This window comes from Psychrobacter sp. H29 (assembly GCF_059073055.1).
In genome coordinates, this window is record NZ_JCACRY010000001.1 from 808,276 (window position 1) to 829,529 (window position 21,254).

The window sequence follows — 21,254 nt, forward strand, 5'->3', positions numbered from 1 at the left end:
GGGCGCTCTTATATAAGAGAAAATATTTAGTAACGATAAGATAAATCAAAAGTCGTTATAATGATTAAGTTATATTAAAAACTGAAATGAAGTTTAGGTGAGAATATGTTGGATAATTTACGCGGTATGGCTGTGTTCGCCAGTGTGGTCGGACATGGTTCTTTTAGTGGCTCAGCTCGTGAGCTTGGTATTACCACCAGTGCAGTCAGTCAGCAGATTCGTTCACTAGAGAATGAGCTAGGTGTTGTGCTATTACACCGCTCAACTCGTAAGCTAAGCTTAACAGAAGCTGGTGAGAGCTTTTATGAGTCTGCAAAAGATGTGGTCAGTGCTGCTGAACAAGGTCGAATTAAAGTTAATCAGTTGCGTGATGAGCTCGCAGGTAGTTTACGTATATCGACGACGCCTGAGCTTGGTGTAAACCATATATTACCAGCGCTATCCACATGGATGGCGGCGCATGATGATCTTAGTGTCACCTATCTGGCAGATAATCACTATATCGATATGATTGATGAGCGTATCGATATTGCGATTCGTATGAGTCCATCGATCAATGATGCAAGCCTAAGTAGTCATCCGCTCACCGATGTACGTCAGTTGCTCGTAGCGTCGCCTCAATATCTACGTCACCACCCTAAGCTTAATACACCAAAAGACTTGGCCGACCATCAACTGATATCTATTGAAATCATGAAAGAGGCCAATCAGGTTGATATGATTCAAACAGAGACTGGTAAGAAAACACGTATCAAAATGAACTCGCGTATTTATACCAATAACGTCTTTATGGCCACGACTCTGGCAAAAGAAGGTCATGGCTTGATTAGAATGATGGAAATGGACATCAAAAAAGAGCTTGAGAGTGGAGAGCTAGTAGAAGTGTTAACTGGCTATCAACTGCCAAGCTTTGTTCTCTATGCGGTCACTCTAAACCGTGACCAACAACCTGCCAAAATCACTCGTTGTCTAGAAGTGTTAAAAAAATATTTCCATGCACATTAGAGCGGTTTGTTTTAGACAGTCGTATTATCAAATAAATAGCTAGAAAAAAGCCTATAGATAATGATATCTATAGGCTTTTTTGATTATATATATTCAAGCATTCCTTAGAATGAGGGTCTTAGTAGGTCAATCAAGCGCTCAGCAACTTGTGTGCTCTCATCACGGCTCATATTAAGTGGAGGTAGTAAACGGACGACATGACCCCCCGTTACATTGAGGATTAGGTTTTGCTCATCACGCGCACGATCTACCAACTGGCTACAGTCCATATCTTCTGGTAGCGCAATACCGATCATCATACCAGCCCCGCGGCTACTCACACCATGTTGTCCTAATGCATTAACGAGGCTTTCACGAATGAACAAACCTTCAGTCACTGCATTTTCCATAATGTCACTATTGGTGAGTACATCGTACACGCTATGTACCACGCGACTGGCTAAAGGTGTGCCACCGTAAGTAGAGCCATGGCTGCCTGCACCAAACAAACCATTAGCACGGCCTCGCACCATACAAGCGCCGACTGGAAAGCCATTACCTAAGCCTTTAGCAGTCGTCAATACATCAGGACGAGCACTGCTATGCTGATAAGCAAAATATTTACCAGTACGGCCATTACCTGTTTGTACTTCATCGAGCATAAATAGCCAGTTGTGAGCATCACACTCTGCCTGTAACTCTTCTAAATAAGTGAAACCATTTGCCGCAGTATTTAGACCACCTTCACCTTGGATTGGCTCTACAAAAATGGCGCAAATATCCTGATGATCCAAAGCTGCCTGCTTAACTGCAGCAATATCACCAAATGGCACACGGATAAAGTCTTCATCTAGCGTATAAAACCCTTCACGAGCCTTTGGGTTGGCAGTAGCTGATAGCGATAGTAATGTACGACCATGGAATGACTGCTCCATCACGATCACTTTTGGACGTGTAAATCCTTGCTTGTGTGCATACAAGCGTGCAATTTTCAGTGCGGCCTCATTTGCTTCAGCGCCACTATTTGCAAAAAACACACTGTCCATTTCGGCAGCCGTACATAAAGCCTCTCCCGCACGCTCTTGCCAGTCAATACCGAACAAGTTGCTGGTATGAATTAAGGTAGACGCCTGCTGCTCAATCGCCTCTGTCACTTGTGGGTGGCAGTGACCGAGCCCGCACACCGCGATACCAGTTAGAGCATCTAGGTATGGCGTATCATCTTTGGTATAGAGCCAACTACCTGCACCACGTGTAAAACTAATAGGTTGACGGTTGTAGGTAGGCATGAGGTAGGTAGCAGACATGTAAGACATCCTTGGTATAGTAAATTGAGTAAAATAGGGGGTTATAATTCGTCAGAGAAGGGCGTGGTTTCTGCAGGTAGCGTATAGTCTTCATTTGCCCAAGCCCCTAAGTCGATTAGCTTACAGCGACTACTACAAAATGGCTTGTATTTATTGTCTTGCCAGGCAGTCTGTGTGCCGCAGCGTGGGCAAGGGTAGGTTTTGGGCGTAGCATGGGAATTAGAGTCAGTCATAATAAAAGTGGGAGCATCCTTAATGTTATTAGTATCATTTACGCGCAGTCTTCTTCTATCATCATCTACATTAGGATGCATTTTGAAGGACTGGTCATCACTATATTACTATTAAATTAGATTGGCTATATAATAGCATGGGGCCGAATAATGACAAAAGACAAATGCTTTAAGGATAATAAATGACAGACAATACTGAGCTCACTCATCAGCAAGCGCGAGCGTTTCAACCACAGAGACTCTCAGCACCGCGTGACTTTGTGATACCTAAAATCATCAACGAAAATTTGAGTGAAAAACCGCTGATACTAGAGATCGGAGCAGGGAAGGGCAAGCACGCGCTAAGCTTTTCAGCGCAGAATCCTGACAAGCATTTAATAGCGATTGAGCGCACCCGTAATAAATTTGAAGCTTTCTCAAAACAGACTACGCTACAGGCCTTATCAAACCTAGATGCGATTCATGCGGATGCTATTGCTTGGACCGTACATGCTATAAAGCCCAATAGCCTGTGCAAGATTTTTATTCTTTATCCTAACCCCGAACAGCAGAACCCCAATCAACAATGGCTAAATATGCCTTTCTTTGAATTTCTATTGTCTCGCTTGCAGGTAAATGGTGAGGTAGTAGTGGTCACCAATATTGAAGCATATATGGACAACGCAGAGTTTCAGGCAACTAAGGTATGGTGTCTTCCAAATTCTCGTTATCAAGTCCCTGCAGATAGTCAGCGTACTCACTTTGAAGTGAAGTATTTGGCACGGCAAGAAGTGTGCTGGGAGTTGAATATCCGTAAGCCTAAATGGTATAAAACCAGATTTGATGATTGGCAAGCGACATCATTGTGTGAAGGAAAATAATCGAGGTAAAAGAAGAATGCTAAATATTAGGTTGAATATAAAATAGCCTAAGCGACTAAAAATAGAAAATAAAGAACTGCTCCTAAAGAGCAGTCCAAAAAATTTCAAACTTAAAGACTAGAATTAACGACTATAGGTAAGGTTTAACCAAATTATTAGAATTGGTATAAGCGTCAAGAACTGTCAAAAGAGTATATGCGCCAATGAATTTGCGACTAATGAACATAAACTCTTTTGGCGGGAGATTGAATTCGAAGGATTGCATTGCGCGAGTGGCTTTGGTGGATAGGCGCGAATGCAATTTACTGTTAGCCCAAATATAACACTTTTCCCCATCCAAGCACTCACTAGGAATATCTTTATTATTTTCAGGATCACTGAAAGGCTCTGTCGCCAGTAAAAATAGCGAGGCAATATCAGAGCGTACTTTGTCACTCATACTGTCGAAAAAGTCGTATCCTGTCATCGCAAGCATCATTGATTGATGATCATGACGGTATCCTGCTCGTAGCAGTCCGCGGGCTATAGTCAGTAAATGATTATCGAATTGGCGGATAGCGCCAAAATCTAACAAAACAAGCTTATCGATGTCGTCGCCTTCGCTGACTCGCACTAAGTAGTTGCCAAAGTTAGGATCTGTCTGCATCTCACCCCATACAAAAATCTCTTGCATCATGATTTCGATAGCAGCTTGACCGATTGCACTGCGGCGCTCATGAGGTAATAGTTGTAATTCATCAGAGACCACAGTGATACCTGGCTCATAAGACATGCAAAGTAAGCGCTTTTTAGAGTAGGTACGGTTGATCTTCGGAACGATATAGCGCGGGTCGTCACTTAAACGATCATAAAAGCGCTCTGTCGTTGCGGCCTCTGCTTCGTAATCAACCTCATGGTGGAGTAGGTCACGTATCTCCTCAAACCAAGCATCAAGTGCGCGTGTTTGAGGAACGATATTACTTACTTTTAGCAACTGCTTGAATAAAGCAAGGTCGGAGTTGATGGCATCAGCCACGCCTGGGTATTGAATCTTTAGTACCACTTGTTCACCTGTCGCCAGTACGGTAGCGCGATGAACTTGAGCAAGAGACGCTGTTCCAATAGGAATAGGGTCGACATCTAGCTCGCTTAGTTTTTCACCCAATAATTTATGCAATGTTTTTTCAATCGTAGGCCACGTCAACGTTGCGGTGTCATCATTGAGCGTTTGTAAGGCACGTGTAATCTCCGGCGGCAGTATGTGCTCGCCATAGATTGCTAGCATTTGACCGATTTTGACGACTGAACCTTTTAACTTGCCAAGCTCTGATGCCAGATAATTTGCCTGAGCTTCCATAAACGCTTGGTTACGTGCTGTGCGTGCTTCTTTATTTAAAAACATGCCAGACACGCTATTGCCCGCCCAACGACGACCAATATTCAAGGAGGTTTTGGCAATCGACATTCGGCGATCAAACCCTGAGGTTTTTAGACTATCAATTGATTGCTTGTTGCTAGAAGGTTTAGACGTATCATTTGCCATAAATATAATCATTCATCCAGTTGCTATTGATTTGCGGGTTCGATACCCACAATACAAGGGAGATGTGATGCACGGGTATAAAATTGTACCATATAAAGCACATTGGGTTTATGAGCGTAGGCTGGCTGTTGATAGTTACTTTGTAAGCCGTGAGATGGTTCGAGTATTATTACTGAGCGTTATACGGCGTACCAAAAATAAGACCCAGCATAAAGCTAGGTCAGATAGTGCTGTAAAGTATAAGCATCGATTTTGAAACGACAACGCAAGATGAGCGTTTAATGGCTCTTGATGGGTATAAGCTCGTTACGCATTTTCACGAGTGATGGCATGATGACCAATATCACGGCGATATTGTGCACCGTCAAAGCTAATGGCAGCAGTGACTGCTAGTGCTGCTTGCTGGGCTTCAGAGATATTGCTTGCTAAGGCAGTAATACATAATACACGACCACCATTAGTGACGATCTCATTTTCATTATTATCAGAAAACGCTGTACCTGCATGGAATACTTTGACAGCATTGTTGTTTGTCGAATCTAGTTCTGGCAAGCCTGCGATGACATCGCCCTTCGATGAGGTTTCAGGATAACCTTTTGAGGCAACAACGATACCCAAAGCAGGACGCTCATCCCATTTTGCTTCGCTAGGTAGTTGACCTGATAAGCCTTGCGCGACCAAATCTACCATCGATGATTGCAGACGCATCAAGATAGGCTGCGTCTCTGGATCACCAAAACGGCAGTTGAATTCGATCACATATGGGTCGCCTGCTTGGTCAATCATAAGACCTGCATATAAAAATCCAGTATAGGGATGTCCTGCGTCTTTCATTGCATCAACAACTGGCTGAATGACGCGCTCAATAACTTTATTATGCACATCTGCGGTCACGACAGGCGCAGGGGAATACGCACCCATCCCGCCTGTATTCGGACCTGTATCACCTTCAAAAGCACGCTTGTGATCTTGGCTGGTTGCCATGGGTAGGATGTTTTCCCCATCGACCATACAAATAAAGCTGGCTTCTTCGCCTTGCAAGAACTGCTCGATCACCACACGGCTACCAGCATCTCCAAATTTGTTGTCCGCGAGCATATCATCGATTGCTTCGTGCGCTTGCTCGACGGTCTCAGCCACGATGACGCCTTTACCAGCGGCAAGTCCATCCGCTTTGATCACGATGGGTGCGCCTTGCTCATCGACATAGGCTTTAGCCGCAGTAGCCTCTGTAAACCCTTGATAAGCGGCTGTTGGGATATGGTTCTGCTCCATAAACTCTTTGGCAAAGGTTTTAGAACCTTCTAGTTGCGCGCAGTGAGCAGTAGGACCCCATGCCTTAATACCAGCCTCGCGGCAGGCATCAACGATACCTGTAACCAAAGGTGCTTCTGGTCCAACAATAACCATATCAATACTATTATTTTGACAAAATTCGATGACAGCGGCATGCTCACTCGCATCAGCGTTCGCAGACGCTAAGACGACGTTTTGGCATTTAGGTTCAAGTGCACTGCCTGCATTGCCTGGAGCGACATAGACATTTTCGACATTGTTATCTTTTGCACACTGCCATGCCAGTGCGTGTTCGCGACCACCTGAGCCAATCACCAAAATATTCATCATACCGTTTGCCCTTAGCATTAAGTTAATAATGAGCTAGTCGTACGCTCGTAAATATGTCGACATATTCTAACAAAAAAACAGTCTTGATTACTATGAGTATCCACGTGCCAGCATTTAATCTTGAATATTACTGGCTGCGTCATCATTGTCTCATTAGCAAAGGTTATCGACATATCACTGATTCATGAAATGATGTTGTACGCTTTAGCTAACGCCGCAGGTGCGTTAAACTTCACTGTAATAGTAGGATTACATCCTGATTGCTACATATTTATAAAAATAAGAACGAAAAAGGAGAAAATCTGTAGAAGTTATAAAATAATAAGTCACGTGACTGGACACACTGCCATTATATTGCAATTTTTGACAACGATTCTGTGAAAAGAAATGTGCAATAAAAGCAGTTGATACGGATTGATAAACATAAATAAAGAGACAAACCAAATCTATAAAAAGGACGAAGGACAATGCCAAACTCCCTCAGTATCGCAAAAGAGCGCATTAGCCAGATAAGCGATATTGCTACCGGCTATGTACAAAAAGACAAATCACTATTTGATCATTTTATTCATAGCTACTATCAGCCGCTGCATCAAGAGACTGCAGAGGCGATTAGCAATGCTGACTTGGCGGGCATGGCGCTACATCATTTTACGTTGCTCAAAGCCTATGATTGCAGCAAGCCGCAGCTAGCCGTATTTAACCCATTGGCGGAAGAGCAACACTTTCATAGCTCACACACGGTGATCCAAATCGTCGCATATGATAGACCGTTTTTAGTCGATACCATCTTGATGAGCCTTGAGGCTGAAGGCATCGATGTGCACCGCACGTACAACATCATCGTTAGTGTTAAGCGTGATGATGACGGTCAGATTACCTATGTTGAAGGCGCACATGAAAGCGCAACCTCTCATTTGTCATTGATTCACTGTGAAATCGCTTATCAAGATAATGAAGACTTGGATGCTCTACAGCAAATGCTGCTGTCTAAAATCGATACGCTTGATACGGTCGTTGGTGACTGGAAACAAATGCGTACCCAGCTCAATGACATCAAAGCTGAGTTGTCTAACAAACCACTACCAGAAGTGTTTTATTCACAGCAAGAAATTCAAGCGTTCTTGGATTGGATATTAGATGACCACTTTATATTCTTAGGTTATCGCGAATATCGCTTAGAAGGTGGTCACGAAATCGAAGTAAGCGAACCGACCAATTTAGATCTGTTTGCCATTGGCAATAGTGGACTTGGTCTGTTACGCGGCTCTGAACAAGACAAATTGTCAGAGAGCTTTAGTCAACTACCTAAAGAGCTAAAGCAGTTATTGACTGAACCGCGCGTATTGATGCTGTCCAAATCAAGTCGTGTATCACCGATCCATCGCTCGGTATATATGGACTTTTTGGGTATCCATAAATTTGATGATAATGGTAAGTTGGTTGGTGAGTATCGCTTTATCGGTTTGCTCACGTCACAAGCGTATCAGCTGACGGTTCAGCAAATTCCGCTATTGCGCGAAAAAGCCAATAAGATTATGGCTATGGCAGACTTGCCACGTGATGGTCATGCTCATCATAAGATGATGCATGTGATCAATACCTTGCCGCGCGATGACTTGTTCCAAGCCAGCGTTGAAGAGCTATATCCAATTGTCTCTGGTATCAGCCAATTACAAGATAAGAAAAGCCTACGTCTATTTAGCCGTATCGATCATTACCAGCGCTTTGTGTCGTGCCTAGTCTATATCCCGCGTGATAAGTTCAACACGGAGCTACGCATTAAGGTACAGAACGTCCTAAAAGATGCCTACAACGGCATGTCATCAGGGTTTACGACTGAATTTAATGAATCTGCGCATGCCCGCGTACATGTCCATGTGCGTACTGTGCCCGGTCAGGTAAATGACGTCAACATTGCAACGCTTGAAGCCAAACTATCAGCACTCATGCAGTCATGGGATGATAACTACCAAAAAATGCTACTCGATAATGTCGGTGAGCAACAAGCCAATGCCTTGAGTCGTCGCTTTTTAGATTATATTCCCGCGGCATACCAAGAGCGTTTTGATGCGCGTACTGCCGTCGAGGATACCAAGCGTTTGGCTGGATTGACTACAGAGAACCCGATGCTGTGGCATTTATACCAGTCGACAGGCGATGCACGTAATCAGCTCCACCTAAAACTTTATGGTCGCGAGCAACCTGTTATCTTGTCAAAAGTATTACCGATACTCGAGAACTTTGGTGTGTCAGTCATCTCAGCACAGACATATGAGTTTGATTTGCCAGAGCAGCCTATCTGGATGCAAGAGTACGAGTTGACCCTTGAGCATGTCGATACCGTCAATATGCAAGTCGTACGTGGTCAGTTCGAAGACAGCCTAAAACAAATCTGGGCAGGACGTGTTGAGAGTGATTCATTCAATGAGCTTGTACTAACTACTAAGCTTGATACTTATGATGTGGTGGTGCTGCGTGCACTGTCGCGCTACATGTTACAAGCACGCGCGCCTTTCTCTAGTACCTATATCCAGCAAACGGTAGTCAAAAACAGTGATATCAGCGTGGCGTTAGGTAGTTTATTTGATGCGCGTATGAATCCTAAGCATAGTGAAGACGATCGCCAAGCAAAAGCTACGCAAATCCAAGAGCAAATAACCGCTGCACTTGTAGATGTAGATAGCCTAGATGAAGATCGTATCTTGCGTTGGTACTTAGATCTGATTAACGCGATGGTACGTACCAACTTCTATCAGACGGATAATGATGGTCAGCGCAAAGATCGCTTGTCGTTTAAGTTCTTGGCCGCAGATATTCCAAATCTGCCAAAGCCAAAACCAATGTTTGAGATATTTGTCTACTCACCGCGCGTCGAAGCCGTGCATTTACGTGGCGGAAAAGTGGCTCGTGGTGGTCTGCGCTGGTCAGATCGTATGGAAGATTTCCGTACCGAAGTACTGGGTCTCGTCAAAGCACAAATGGTCAAAAACGCAGTGATCGTGCCTGTTGGCTCTAAAGGTGGCTTCATCGTCAAGACCAAGAGTATGGCCGATGGTCGTGAGGCGTTCCAAGCCGAAGGTATCGCCTGTTATCAGACATTCTTGCGTGGTATGCTCGATGTCACAGACAACATCGTTGATGGCACGATTGTCCCGCCAGCCAACACGGTACGCCATGACGAAGACGATCCATACTTAGTTGTTGCTGCGGACAAAGGCACTGCGACATTCTCTGATATCGCCAACGCGCTAGCAGCAGAGTACAACTTCTGGCTTGATGATGCCTTTGCATCAGGTGGGTCAGTAGGGTATGACCATAAAGCGATGGGTATCACGGCGCGTGGTGGTTGGGAGTCAGTCAAACGTCATTTCCGTATGCAAGGCAAAGATATTCAAAACCGTGATGATTTCACTGTGGTCGGTATCGGTGATATGAGCGGGGATGTATTTGGCAATGGCATGCTGCTATCAACGCATACTAAGCTGGTTGCTGCCTTTAACCATCTGCATATTTTTATTGATCCCAATCCAGATACTGCATCCTCATATGCTGAGCGCGCACGCTTGTTTGAGTTGCCACGCTCATCATGGGCAGATTACGAAGCCTCATTGATCAGCCAAGGTGGCGGTATCTTCTCTCGCCAAGACAAAACCATCGCGATCAGTCCTGAGATGAAGTCTCTCTTTGAAATCAGTGCTGATACGTTAACTCCCAATGAGCTGATCAGTGCTTTACTCAAAGCGCCAGTCGACTTGCTATGGAATGGCGGTATTGGAACGTATGCAAAAAGTGTGAATGAGACGCATGCGGACGTTGGCGATCGTGCCAATGATGTGCTGCGTGTGAATGGTAGTGAGCTTGGCGCCGCAGTCATTGGCGAAGGTGGTAACTTAGGTTTCACCCAGCAAGCCCGCATTGAGTACGCCCAAAATGGTGGTCGTGTCTATACCGATGCGATTGACAATTCAGGTGGTGTTAACTGCTCGGATCATGAAGTTAATATCAAAATCCTACTGGGTAAAGTGGTTGAGCAAGGTGATATGACGCTCAAACAGCGTAATGAGCTACTTGAGAGTATGACGGATACCGTAGCAGAACTGGTACTGCGTCAGAACTACTTGCAGCCACAAGCGATTGAGCTGAGTCATATCAGAGCCGCTGCTAATTTAAGTGATCATCAGCGCTTTATTCAGATGCTAGAGGGTGAAGGGCGTCTTGATCGTGCGATTGAGTATCTACCATCAGACGAAGAGATTGCAAAACGTCAAAAAGCAGATAGTGGTCTGACCAATCCTGAGCTAGCAGTCGTCTTGGCATATGGCAAAATGTGGGTGTATGACAGCCTGCTATTGTCCGATCTTCCAGATGATCCATACTTCATTAATGAGCTACGTAAGTACTTCCCAGATGAGCTTGCCTCGCGTTTCTTTGATGAGATGACGGAACACCGCTTGCATCGTGAGATCATCAGTACTTACTTGACCAATAGCGTGGTCAACCGCTTAGGTATTGAGGCGCTATTCCGTCTATTTGAAGAAACTGATCAATCGTTGGCAACCATCGTCCGAGGTTATGTGATCAGCCGCGATGTATTTAATGTATCGCGCGCTTGGAAGGCACTAGAAGCGCTAGATAATCAGGTAGATGCAACACTGCTGTTGAACCTTGAGCTGCGTTTACGTGATTCATTAGAGCGCGGTGTGGTCTGGTTTATCAATGCCTTTGGGCAAAATCTGCAAGTCGCTGATATGATTAGCCGCTTTAGTGACAGTGTTGAAAAACTGACCAAACCAAGTGGCTTTATCGAGCAGCAATTTGCTCAATATCTGCAAGAAGATACCAAGCATTTAATGCAAAAAGAGCTGTCTGATAACGATGCTACGCTATTTGCAATGCTACCGTATCATGTCGATGCGCTTGATGCTGCGTTGCTTGCTGAGCAATATGAGCGTCCTGTCGATGAGATCGCAACTTTGTATTTCGAAGCTTATCAAGTGTTGCAGTTAGATTGGATGATGGACAATATTGCCAATTTACCACAGCAAGACTACTGGGATCGCCGTGCACGTCATGCACTAGTCAATGAGCTGTCACGCAGCTTGCGCCTACTGATGGATGCAATACTATCAAAACCAGATGCCAAGCAAGCCTTTAGTGAGTGGAGAGCACGACACGTTGACCAACTGGCAGCGGTCACTACAGAAATGCAGAAGCTTGACGATATGTATAGTGACGATGCAGACGCTCAAATTGGTCTCTCAACACTATCCGTACTGATGAGTGAGCTGAGTGGCCTAGTAACTAAATAAGTAGTCACTAAGTAACGAGTAGCTGAATGATTAGCCACTAAACACAAAATAGCCGTATGTTCAAAAAAACCACCGAGCGCAATGTTCGGTGGTTTTTTATTTTTGCCTTATGAGACGCGTGCAATAACAAAACGTTAGCTCGCGATTCGCTGACAGCCTTGTCCTGTTATCTGACTGAATCCACCTGAGAGCTTTTCTACTTTGATTTGGGTCAAAATACGATCTTTTAATGCCTGCACATGGGATATCACGCCAATTAATTTCCCTTCTTGCTGCAAATTAGTCAGCGTATCCAGCGCAATATCTAAAGACTCTTCATCCAATGTCCCAAAGCCTTCATCCAAAAATAGCGAGTCCACGCGAATGTTTTGACTGGCCATCTGTGATAGTCCGAGTGCTAGAGCAAGACTAATAATAAAGCCTTCACCGCCTGATAGGTTTTTGGTGCTACGAATCTCGCCGCCTTGATAGTTGTCAATGACATTGAGCTCAAGTGGGCTGTCATCGTCACGCGCTAGCAGATAGCGGTCACTCATTTTTTGCAGCTGAGTATTGGCATGATTAACCATGAGGTCAAAGGTCAAACCCTGTGCAAAGGTGCGATACTTTTTGCCATCGGATGAGCCAATCAATTTGTGTAGTTGTTGCCACACTTGCAGCTTATCCTTTTGAGCATTGATGGCCTCTATCTGTGCCTGTTGGGTGCTTTTCTTGTCCTCATTGTCTTTTAGTCGCTGACTAATAGCGCCAATTGCTTCAATGCGTTTATTAGACGCTTCTTGTGCTTGAGTATGCTGTTGAGTGAGTGTCTCTTTGTCGTCTGTTGTCAGCGGGTTAGCTTGCTTATCTTCCAATGCTTTCTGTGTTTCTTTTAATAAAGACTGCGCTTGCTTTAGCGCATAATCAATACGTTCTTGCTGCTGCTTGAGCGTATTACGTTCATCAATGGGCAGGCGCGCATTCGCAAAATCCGTTTCATTGGTGAAATTGGAGGCGGTAAGTATTGATTTAAAAGCGTCCTCTTGAGTATTGAGCGCACCTATTACGGTGGTCACTTGCTCAGTCACGTGAGATTGTTTGTTAAGCAATTGTTTAAGCTCAAGCTCAGAGTTATCGAGCTGCCGCTGTGCAGAGGTTTGCTCGATTTGTGCTTGTTCTAACGCCTCACGCAAACGCTTTTCTTCTGCTTCAGGGTCTTTATCAGCAAAAACATCTTCTCTGTTTGTTTTTAGCTGATAAAGCGTCTCTGTCTTTTCAGTCACGAGCTTAACCAGCTTATCAAGCTCCTGTTGGTTGTTGTCCAACTGGTTTTGTTTGGTATCGATCTGTATGTCTAGACGACCTAATGATGTCGTCAGCGTTTGCTGCGTTTCTTTAGATTGATTGAATTCATCTCTTATACTGAGTAACGCTGCACGCTGCTGACGAAATGTATTGATATGCGTATGGTAATCCGCCTCACTTAGTATGAATTGGTTATCAATACTATCCATCAGAGGGGATAAAGTGAGCTGCGAAGTACGTATCTGTGCTAGCGACTCTGACTGAAATCTGCCAGCAGTATATTTGGTTAACAACTGTACGATATCATTCTTGAGAGTTACCAATTTGGAGAAGTTATCGTGAACCTCTTTGTTAATATTATCTATACTCGCGGACTTAATTTTAATATCCGTCTCAATCTCATTAATATCGCTTGCCAGCTTATGCTGCTGTTGCGCTAGCGCGCTTATGTCATCGAGTATGGTAGATATATTCTCACCAAGTGTTTCGTAGTTGAACAGCGTGTCTTTAAGAGCAATTCTACGTTCAGCAAGTTGATGTTGAATACGATCTAATAGAGGTAGTATATTTACCTGTGGCTCACGTTGCTGCAATGGCAGTATCGTTGCCGCTATAAACGGCGAGTAGCTTCCATCAAGCACCAAACGGACTGACTGATTGGTATCAGCCGCTAGTTTTTGTGCTTGATCTTGTAGCGATTTTTTCTGATCTTGCTGCTGCTCAAGCTGCTGCTGTTTGGTCGCCTGACTGATACGATGCGCAGATAATCGGTTTTCCAAATTGGATATGGTAGTGTCTAAATCTGTTATATGCTGCTTAATCTGATCCGCTTCGGTATCTGATATCAAATGCGGATGGTTTGTGCGATAAGGATGCTCAAGCGATCCGCACAGCGGGCAGGCTTGACCGTCTTTTAAATCGGCAATGTGACTTTCTAGCGTGGCTACTTTTTGTAGTAGATACAGCTGTGTTTGTTTGTCTTTCCGCTTATCTTTAGCAGCGTGGATAGCAGATACTTTATCATCAATGATGTTAGTCAATTCTACTAACTCGTTTTTTATCACTGGTAGCGTGATATCTATGTTTTTGGTATGTGCACTAATCTCATTAAGCTGACCTGCTTTTAGCCCCATTTGTTCAAGTTGACGATTGAGGTTATCGATCTGCTCTTGTTCATTCCGCATCTCAGATAAAGATTGTACTTCAGTTAAAGTGGTTTGCTCTTGTTGCAGTGCTGTGGTCTTAGTTTGCAGCGATTGTTCTTCGATTACTTGTCTCTCTTGCTGTTCATGCAAGGTCTTAAGACGGCTTTGATACTGCTCTATATCGCTTTGCTGGCTGGTTTTGTTGATGTTTAGGTCAACATTGTCTTGTAGCAATGACTTTAGATGTTTGCAATAACTCTCAAATTTAGCAATATCGCTGTCAATGTCGCTAAGCTCGTTATTATGTGTGAGATAACCTTCTACCTCTACTAACTGAGTTTGATTATGCTCAGCTGACTTTTTATAATCATCTATTTCTTGACGCAAATGTTGAGTGCTCATAGATAAAGCGTGTTGTCTTTGTTCAGTCTCTTCTAAAGCGTACCTATTTTGCGCAATGTCTGTATCCAATTTACGCGCCTTTGCAATATCGGGCAGAGTATCTCGTAACGCGTTACTAGCCGTTTGCACTCGGACTTGTGCGGTCTCTAGACGGGTCTTAGCTTGTTTTTGATGGTCTTTTTGCTGAGGTAATGTCTGATTTATCTGCTGCTGCTCATCTTGCAAGCGTTTTAGGTTGTCGCGGCTATGAGTCAGCTGGCTAAACTGACTATCAAGCTCCAACGCCATATTGGCGGCAGTTAAACGCTTGGCATTAGGGATGAAATCTTGCTGCGCCTGCTGGGCACTATCAAGATTGCGTTGATAGCTACTCAGTTTTTCTTTTGCTTCTGCAACACTATCTAGCCATTTAATTTTTTCTGCCAAATTTTGAATGTCTTGCTGCTGCGTATTTTGAACACTTTGAGATGACTGCAATTCGGCTCTTAATTGACTTTCTTCTACAGTATCTAAAAGCGCTAAGCCATCTAAACCATACTGTAATTTACTCAGTATCTCTTGTTCGGTGCGATGCTTTTCATGAACCTGCTTGGAGATAATGGCATAAATGCTCGTGCCTGTTATTTTCTCTAATATTGCCCCTCTTTTATCAGAGTCTGATTTTAGAAAAGCAGCAAAACTGCCTTGAGCGAGCATGATAGAGCGCGTAAATTGATCAAAATCCATACCTAACAAATTTTGTATATAGGGAGCAGTTTTAATCTTCCCATCTTCTAGGATTTTGCCTGTTTCAACATCACTAACTTCATGTTTAATAGCTAACAAATTTCCCTTAGCTTTTTTATGAGCACGATGTTGATACCACGAGCACTGATAGCGTTTTGAGTTTATTTCAATAATAACTTCTGCTGAGCATTCTCCAGCGCCTTGAGTCATTATTTCATTATAAGCACCTGTTATTTTACCTAGTCTTGGCGTACAGCTATATAGCGCCAAACAAATCGCATCCAATATGGTGGTCTTGCCAGCGCCAGTCTGTCCTGTGATAGCAAAGATACCTTCATTGATAAATGCTGTATCAGCAAAATCAATATGCCATTCACCTTTGAGAGAGTTGAGGTTTTTGAGTCTGAGTTCGATTAGGCGCATGGAGGTGTCTTATTATTAGTGATAGCAGCAGCTGCGAAAATTTAGAAAGATAGAAAATAGAAGTGTGATAATGATTTATCCCTTATATCATTCCGCCTGTTTGTCCTCATGACGTAGATTATAGAGTATCTGACCATAGGCATCGCGCAACGAGTCTTTTTGTGACTCAGCCACGCCATTTAGATTTAAGCAGCGCTCAAACACATCCATTTCATTCAAATCCTGTAAGGTTTCGGAAGTCTGCTGCTGATTTAGTACTTTATTATAAGTGCGGGTGTTTTTAATCTTTAGCACCTCACATGGCAGTCCATCAACCATCGCTTGTACTTGCTCACGTAAGTCACTCACAATCTCGTCACCCGTATAGACCACCTCTAACCAAACAGATTCAGCTGGTGTGAGTGACTCTATCGTTTGTGAGATTATAGTCAGGTCACCAGATATCTGCGCCAGCTGTTGGAATTTTGGAATGGGTAGGGAAACTACTTGCATCTGATTGGCATCGTTTCGGTGCAGCATTTTATTGGCAGTGGTAGTCTTAGCAGGTATTGTTTGACTGCTTTGATCTTGCTGAGTAGAAGTGCCATTGGGAGTCACTGTTTTTTCTGCTTCTGTATCTTCTATTGGCTCGTCAAAACCAAACAAATCGTCCATGAACAGCTCTACTTGGCTAACTGCTTTTTTAGCTGTTTTCTCTATTGGCTTTTCAATTTTTGCGGTTTGGACAGTAGCGTCTGTGCTGACCAGCTGAGGGATAACGTTTAGACTTAAGCTATCATTATCAAAAGATTCGGAATTGCCAAATTGTATAAGTAGTACTTGTTTTTGTTGCTTGGCCTCTCCAAAACCCATGGCAATAGGTGAGCCTGAATAGCGAATACTCTCATGACCACCAACGCGCTGTGGCACATGTAAATGCCCAAGAGCGACATAATCAAAACCTTCATCGAACATATCAGCGGATATTTTGCCAAGTGAGCCAACATAGAGATCACGCACGCCATCATCGTCGGTTGTTTTGCCGCCTGCTGCGAATAGGTGACCTGTGGCAATGATGGGAATATGCCGTTGATGTGCCTTGATTAATTTGGCCTGTTGTGCCTTGGCAATGCTTGCTACTGCATCATAGTGGGCGCGAATACCTTGGATGACATTGGCGTCTTTGCTATCCGCAGACTCACCCGCGCTACTGCTACGCACATCACGATCGCGCAGGTAGGGTACGGCAGCGATGATGCAATGAGGATTGTTATCATCATCACCTAAAACCAATACCTCATCTTCTAAATCATCACAAGCCGTACCAATCACATGGACGTTCAAAAATTTGAGCACATTGCTTGGCGCATCCAAAAATGTTGGTGAGTCATGATTGCCTGCGACAATGACCACATGCTGACAGCACGAGCGCGAGACCCTACCTAAAAACTCATAATATAGCGCTTGGGCTTTATTGCTGGGGGTCATGGTATCAAAGATGTCACCTGCGACAATCAATATATCTACTTGCTGTGTGCTAATGATGTCTTCTAGCCACTGTAAAAACGCCTCGAACTCTTCATAACGCAGACGACCATATAGACGTCGACCCAAGTGCCAATCAGACGTGTGCAATATTTTTAAGGGTTTAGTAGAGGTATATTTAGGAGCAATAGATGGAGGCATAGTTCGGCTTATTATTAAACGTCAGAATAGGGGTTAGGTAGCTTTCATTCTAGCAAGAATCGTTGGGATTTTCTCTGTTGCCAAAATAAAACCCTACCAATAGATGATTGGCAGGGTTTTTTATAGTTATAAAGAAAAATCTTTTTGCTGATAAGCTTTACATAGTAAGGAAAGGCTAATCAATAATCAGTTGCTCGGGTCCATCCTCTTGCTGCATCGCGAGGTTTGCTACCATCGATAGTGCATGTGCTTGCTGGTCTATAGGCTGTTTAGTAGCTTCGCCTGTGACTCCTCCGCGCAGCCAATTCTTAGCCAAAGCATCACTATGTTGCTGATTTTGCAAGTTATACCAAGCCAAATCATGATGCAGACTAACCACATCTCCCATGATCAATAGGGCAGGCGTGGGCAGCTGAGCGTCCTCTTGTTTGGCAACAATCGTGGCAAGCGTACCTGTCAGTACTTGCTGATTGGGCATGCTCGCATTAGAGACGATGGCAATGGGTGTATCAGCGCTACGGCCAGCGTCAACCAAGCCTTCGGTCAAACGTGCCAGCGAGTGCAAGCCCATATAAAACACGATGGTCTCATCAGTGTTTAAGAAATTTTTAAAATTACTATTGGGTGCGCCTGCTTTTAAGAACCCTGTCACAAAACGTACGGATTGTGAATGATCACGGTGGGTGAGGGGAATACCAGCGTAACTTGCAGCGGCATTGGCAGCGGTAATACCCGGTACAACTTGGTAGGGCACATTGTTTGATCGTAAGCTTTCAATCTCCTCGCCACCGCGACCAAAGATAAAAGGATCACCGCCCTTTAAACGAACGACACGGCGACCTTCTTTGGCGCTATTGACCAACAACTCATTGATGCCAAGCTGAGCGACCGTATGGTTACTGCGTTTTTTACCAACAAATACTTTATCAGAATCACGGCGGCAAAGATCCAGCACTTGTGGCGATACCAAGGCATCATAATAGACAATATCTGCTTGCTGCATCAAACGCAGCGCTTTAAACGTCAATAGCTCCGGATCACCAGGACCTGCACCAACGATATAGACTTCACCGACAGGAGGTGCTTTGTTATCTGAATCATCTGATAGCGTAGGCGTTGTATTTACTGGGGTATCAGAGTGGGTTTTATCATGAATAGCAGCTGCGGTACTGTCTAAATCAGCTTGCAACTGGGCAGTAGCTTCTGTTTCGTTACCAGCAAACATGAGCTGGCTGACCTGACCTTCAAACGCGCGCTCCCAAAACTGACGACGCCCAGTAAGCGTGGGTATTTTTGCTTTTACCTCACTGCGGAAGTCACCAGCCAGCTTGGCCAATTTGCCATAGCCTTGTGGAATTAAGGTCTCAAGACGGGCACGTAATAGCCGTGCCAATACTGGCGCTTTACCATTTGATGAAATACCAATCACAATAGGGTTACGATCAATGATGGCTGGAAAGATAAAATCACACAAGGGCGGCGTATCGACCACATTGACCGGAATATTTAGCTCAGTTGCATCTGCGTGAATCTCATGGTTCAGCGTTTCATCGTCAGTCGCGGCAATGATCACGCGTGCCCCTAACATATAGCGCTTGTTATAATTCTCGTAGATAAACTGGTGTTTATCATCCGTTAGCAAAGCTTGCAACTCATGGCTGATATCTGGCGCAAGAATCGTAATGCACGCGCCAGCGCGGCTAAGCAAATCCGCTTTACGCAGTGCCACTTCGCCGCCGCCCACTATGAGCACTTTACGGTCTTCTAATTTAAAAAATAGCGGGAAGGTGTTCATAATGTCACCATATATTTAATTGTTTATTATAAAAGGTAGAAAAGATATAAGGAATGTCGCCATTATGAGGTATCACAGGCACACTCTCACCTAGTGAATTGGCATTAGTATATTCGTTTTTGTCATGTTAATGATGGTTTTTTGTGAGAAAGGGAATAGATTTTATGAGATATGATAGGCGTACTAGAGGTTTAGAAGGGCATAATTTTATATTTTTTAATTCAGAACAATTATGAAGGCATCATAATGAGTCAAAACAATACGTTTAATAGACTAAAAAAATCAAGTACTGTCTTTTTCGGACTTATTTTAGGGTTGCTAGTTAGTTCAGATGTACTAGCAGAATGCGCGTTGGCTGAAGGTTATAAGTTACCAAATGGGGTTGTATTTGATGAACACTGTGAGTTTGATGGTGAACTCGCGCCCGTAATAAAAGGTAGTAAGTATGGATTCATCGATAAGCAAGGTGTGATAAAAATACCAACACAGTATGACTTTCCAATTGCTTTTGTAGAAGGTCTAGCAAGTGTTCATAAGGACAACTTATCCGGATACATTAATATGCAGGGTGAAGTTGTTATACCTCTCAAATACAGCCTTACTTATCCATTTGAAGATGGTTTAGCTGTGGTTGTGGTAGATAATAGAAGAGGAGTCATTGATAAACAGGGACAGATAATTATTCCGATAATGTACGATGATTTAATGGGTTTTAATGAGGGTTTATCTGCAGTTGAGAACGAAGGGAAGTATGGATACATTGATATTAATAATAAGTTAGTTATTCCTTATGAATATGATTCTACTATTTCCTTTACAGAAGGCCTAGCAGCGGTTGAAAAAAATGAAAAGTTCGGATTTATAGATAGGCTAAATAATATCGTGATACCCATTGAATATTATAGTGTGACTTGGTTTTCAGGTGGTTTAGCCGTCGTTAATAATGATGATAAGTTTATGATCATTAATAGGTCGAATCAAGTAGTCAAAGAGCTAGACTATGCAATGGTCTTCCCCTTCATTAACGGATTAGCACTTGTCTATGATAACGGTAAGCATGGATTTATTGACAAAAATGGTGATGTAGCAATTGAATTAGACTATGATGACATTCCATTTATTGATCCTTTTAAAGATGGTACCGCCTATGTCAAAAAAGATGGTGAATGGTTCTACATTAATAGACAAGGTAAACGTGTAGAAAAAAAGTTTTAAGTCCAATGAAAAACTGAAAAAAGCCCTTTCTTAAATAAAAGAAAGGGCTTTTCAAATTCATAAACAGCTGAAATTACAGCTGAGTATGCAAGCCACACTCACGGCTTTCTTCTACTTTCGTTGGATCAAAGTAGTCATGCTCATTTGGTAAGTTATGCTCTTCTAGATATACGTCTAAATCAGCATCTGTTTTTTCAAACAATGGCGCTACTTTCAATACGCCATCTTTTGATAAGCTAAGCACATCAAGACCTTGACGGAATTCAGTTTGGTCTTTACGAATGGCATTGAACCATACATCTGGCTTTAGCTCATCTAGTGCACGGCGGAATGGCTCAAGCTTTACTTGCTCAGTGAACTCATCGTGCTGTGGGTTATCGATACCTGGGATACCGTTCATGGTCGCGTCACGGTGGGCGGCTGTTTGTTTTGGGATATAGGTCACAACGTTTAGATCAAGATCACGAATCAATTTGTTAGCAAACTGATAGGTTGCATCTGTGTTGTAACCTGAGTCTACCCACAGTACCGTGATATCAGGACGCTGCTTAGCAACCAAATGTAAAATCGCTGACTCATATGGACGGAAGTTGGTGGTGATAATTGGGTTTTTGGCTTGAGTCAGTGCCCACTCAACGATTTGCTCAGGTGATTTACCTTGCAAGTCTTGGTTGGCTTGGTCAATATCTAGGTTTGGGTGTAGTTGGCTCATAATACGTTCCTTAATGGTTATTAATATAAAATTATCAGTGATG

The 21,254-nt window shown here is 43.5% G+C and carries 12 protein-coding genes; 4 read left to right on the forward strand and 8 right to left on the reverse strand.

The features are described 5' to 3' along the window. The first annotated feature begins 105 nt into the window (after window positions 1-105). Window positions 106-1,005, forward strand: coding sequence for a LysR family transcriptional regulator (locus AC5JP1_RS03280; protein WP_319051723.1), 900 nt, complete (start codon window positions 106-108; stop codon window positions 1,003-1,005). Between the two features lie 104 nt (window positions 1,006-1,109). On the opposite strand, the gene AC5JP1_RS03285 is transcribed toward AC5JP1_RS03280, so the two are convergent. After that, window positions 1,110-2,291, reverse strand: a complete 1,182-nt coding sequence (locus AC5JP1_RS03285; protein ID WP_493843108.1) for an aspartate aminotransferase family protein — start codon at window positions 2,289-2,291, stop codon at window positions 1,110-1,112. A gap of 41 nt (window positions 2,292-2,332) precedes the next feature. After that, window positions 2,333-2,524: a DNA gyrase inhibitor YacG gene (locus AC5JP1_RS03290; protein ID WP_493843109.1), complete on the reverse strand. Its 192-nt coding sequence runs from the start codon at window positions 2,522-2,524 to the stop codon at window positions 2,333-2,335. Window positions 2,525-2,706: 182 nt separating this feature from the next. On the opposite strand from AC5JP1_RS03290, the gene AC5JP1_RS03295 reads away from it, so the two are divergent. Continuing rightward, window positions 2,707-3,384: a class I SAM-dependent methyltransferase gene (locus AC5JP1_RS03295; protein WP_493843110.1), complete on the forward strand. Its 678-nt coding sequence runs from the start codon at window positions 2,707-2,709 to the stop codon at window positions 3,382-3,384. Between the two features lie 130 nt (window positions 3,385-3,514). On the opposite strand, the gene AC5JP1_RS03300 is transcribed toward AC5JP1_RS03295, so the two are convergent. Together AC5JP1_RS03300 and purD are read right to left on the reverse strand one after the other, a co-directional pair. Then, on the reverse strand, window positions 3,515-4,906 hold the full coding sequence (locus AC5JP1_RS03300; protein ID WP_443526416.1) for an ABC1 kinase family protein: 1,392 nt from the start codon (window positions 4,904-4,906) through the stop codon (window positions 3,515-3,517). 306 nt (window positions 4,907-5,212) lie between these two features. Beyond that, window positions 5,213-6,529 carry a phosphoribosylamine--glycine ligase gene (purD, locus tag AC5JP1_RS03305; RefSeq protein ID WP_493844423.1) on the reverse strand — a complete coding sequence of 439 codons (1,317 nt, stop codon included), beginning with the start codon at window positions 6,527-6,529 and terminating at the stop codon, window positions 5,213-5,215. 470 nt (window positions 6,530-6,999) lie between these two features. Here purD and AC5JP1_RS03310 point away from each other — a divergent pair, with 470 nt between their 5' ends. Continuing rightward, the gene (locus AC5JP1_RS03310; protein ID WP_493843111.1) at window positions 7,000-11,844 is read left to right on the forward strand and encodes an NAD-glutamate dehydrogenase; all 4,845 of its coding nucleotides are present in this window, start codon (window positions 7,000-7,002) and stop codon (window positions 11,842-11,844) included. A 134-nt stretch (window positions 11,845-11,978) separates the two neighbouring features. Here the strand turns inward: AC5JP1_RS03310 and AC5JP1_RS03315 are convergent, their stop codons facing one another. From AC5JP1_RS03315 to cysG, 3 genes are all read right to left on the reverse strand, one after another. Continuing rightward, window positions 11,979-15,824: an AAA family ATPase gene (locus AC5JP1_RS03315; RefSeq protein ID WP_493843112.1), complete on the reverse strand. Its 3,846-nt coding sequence runs from the start codon at window positions 15,822-15,824 to the stop codon at window positions 11,979-11,981. An 87-nt stretch (window positions 15,825-15,911) separates the two neighbouring features. Continuing rightward, the gene (locus AC5JP1_RS03320; protein ID WP_493843113.1) at window positions 15,912-17,489 is read right to left on the reverse strand and encodes an exonuclease SbcCD subunit D C-terminal domain-containing protein; all 1,578 of its coding nucleotides are present in this window, start codon (window positions 17,487-17,489) and stop codon (window positions 15,912-15,914) included. Window positions 17,490-17,664: 175 nt separating this feature from the next. Beyond that, the gene (gene cysG, locus AC5JP1_RS03325; RefSeq protein WP_493843114.1) at window positions 17,665-19,284 is read right to left on the reverse strand and encodes a siroheme synthase CysG; all 1,620 of its coding nucleotides are present in this window, start codon (window positions 19,282-19,284) and stop codon (window positions 17,665-17,667) included. A 246-nt stretch (window positions 19,285-19,530) separates the two neighbouring features. On the opposite strand from cysG, the gene AC5JP1_RS03330 reads away from it, so the two are divergent. Next, entirely contained in the window at window positions 19,531-20,499 is a 969-nt protein-coding gene (locus tag AC5JP1_RS03330) for a WG repeat-containing protein (protein WP_102093561.1), read from the forward strand. Window positions 20,500-20,572: 73 nt separating this feature from the next. Here AC5JP1_RS03330 and AC5JP1_RS03335 read toward each other — a convergent pair whose 3' ends face one another. Continuing rightward, window positions 20,573-21,211: a phosphoadenosine phosphosulfate reductase domain-containing protein gene (locus tag AC5JP1_RS03335; protein ID WP_493843115.1), complete on the reverse strand. Its 639-nt coding sequence runs from the start codon at window positions 21,209-21,211 to the stop codon at window positions 20,573-20,575. Window positions 21,212-21,254 lie beyond the last annotated feature (43 nt).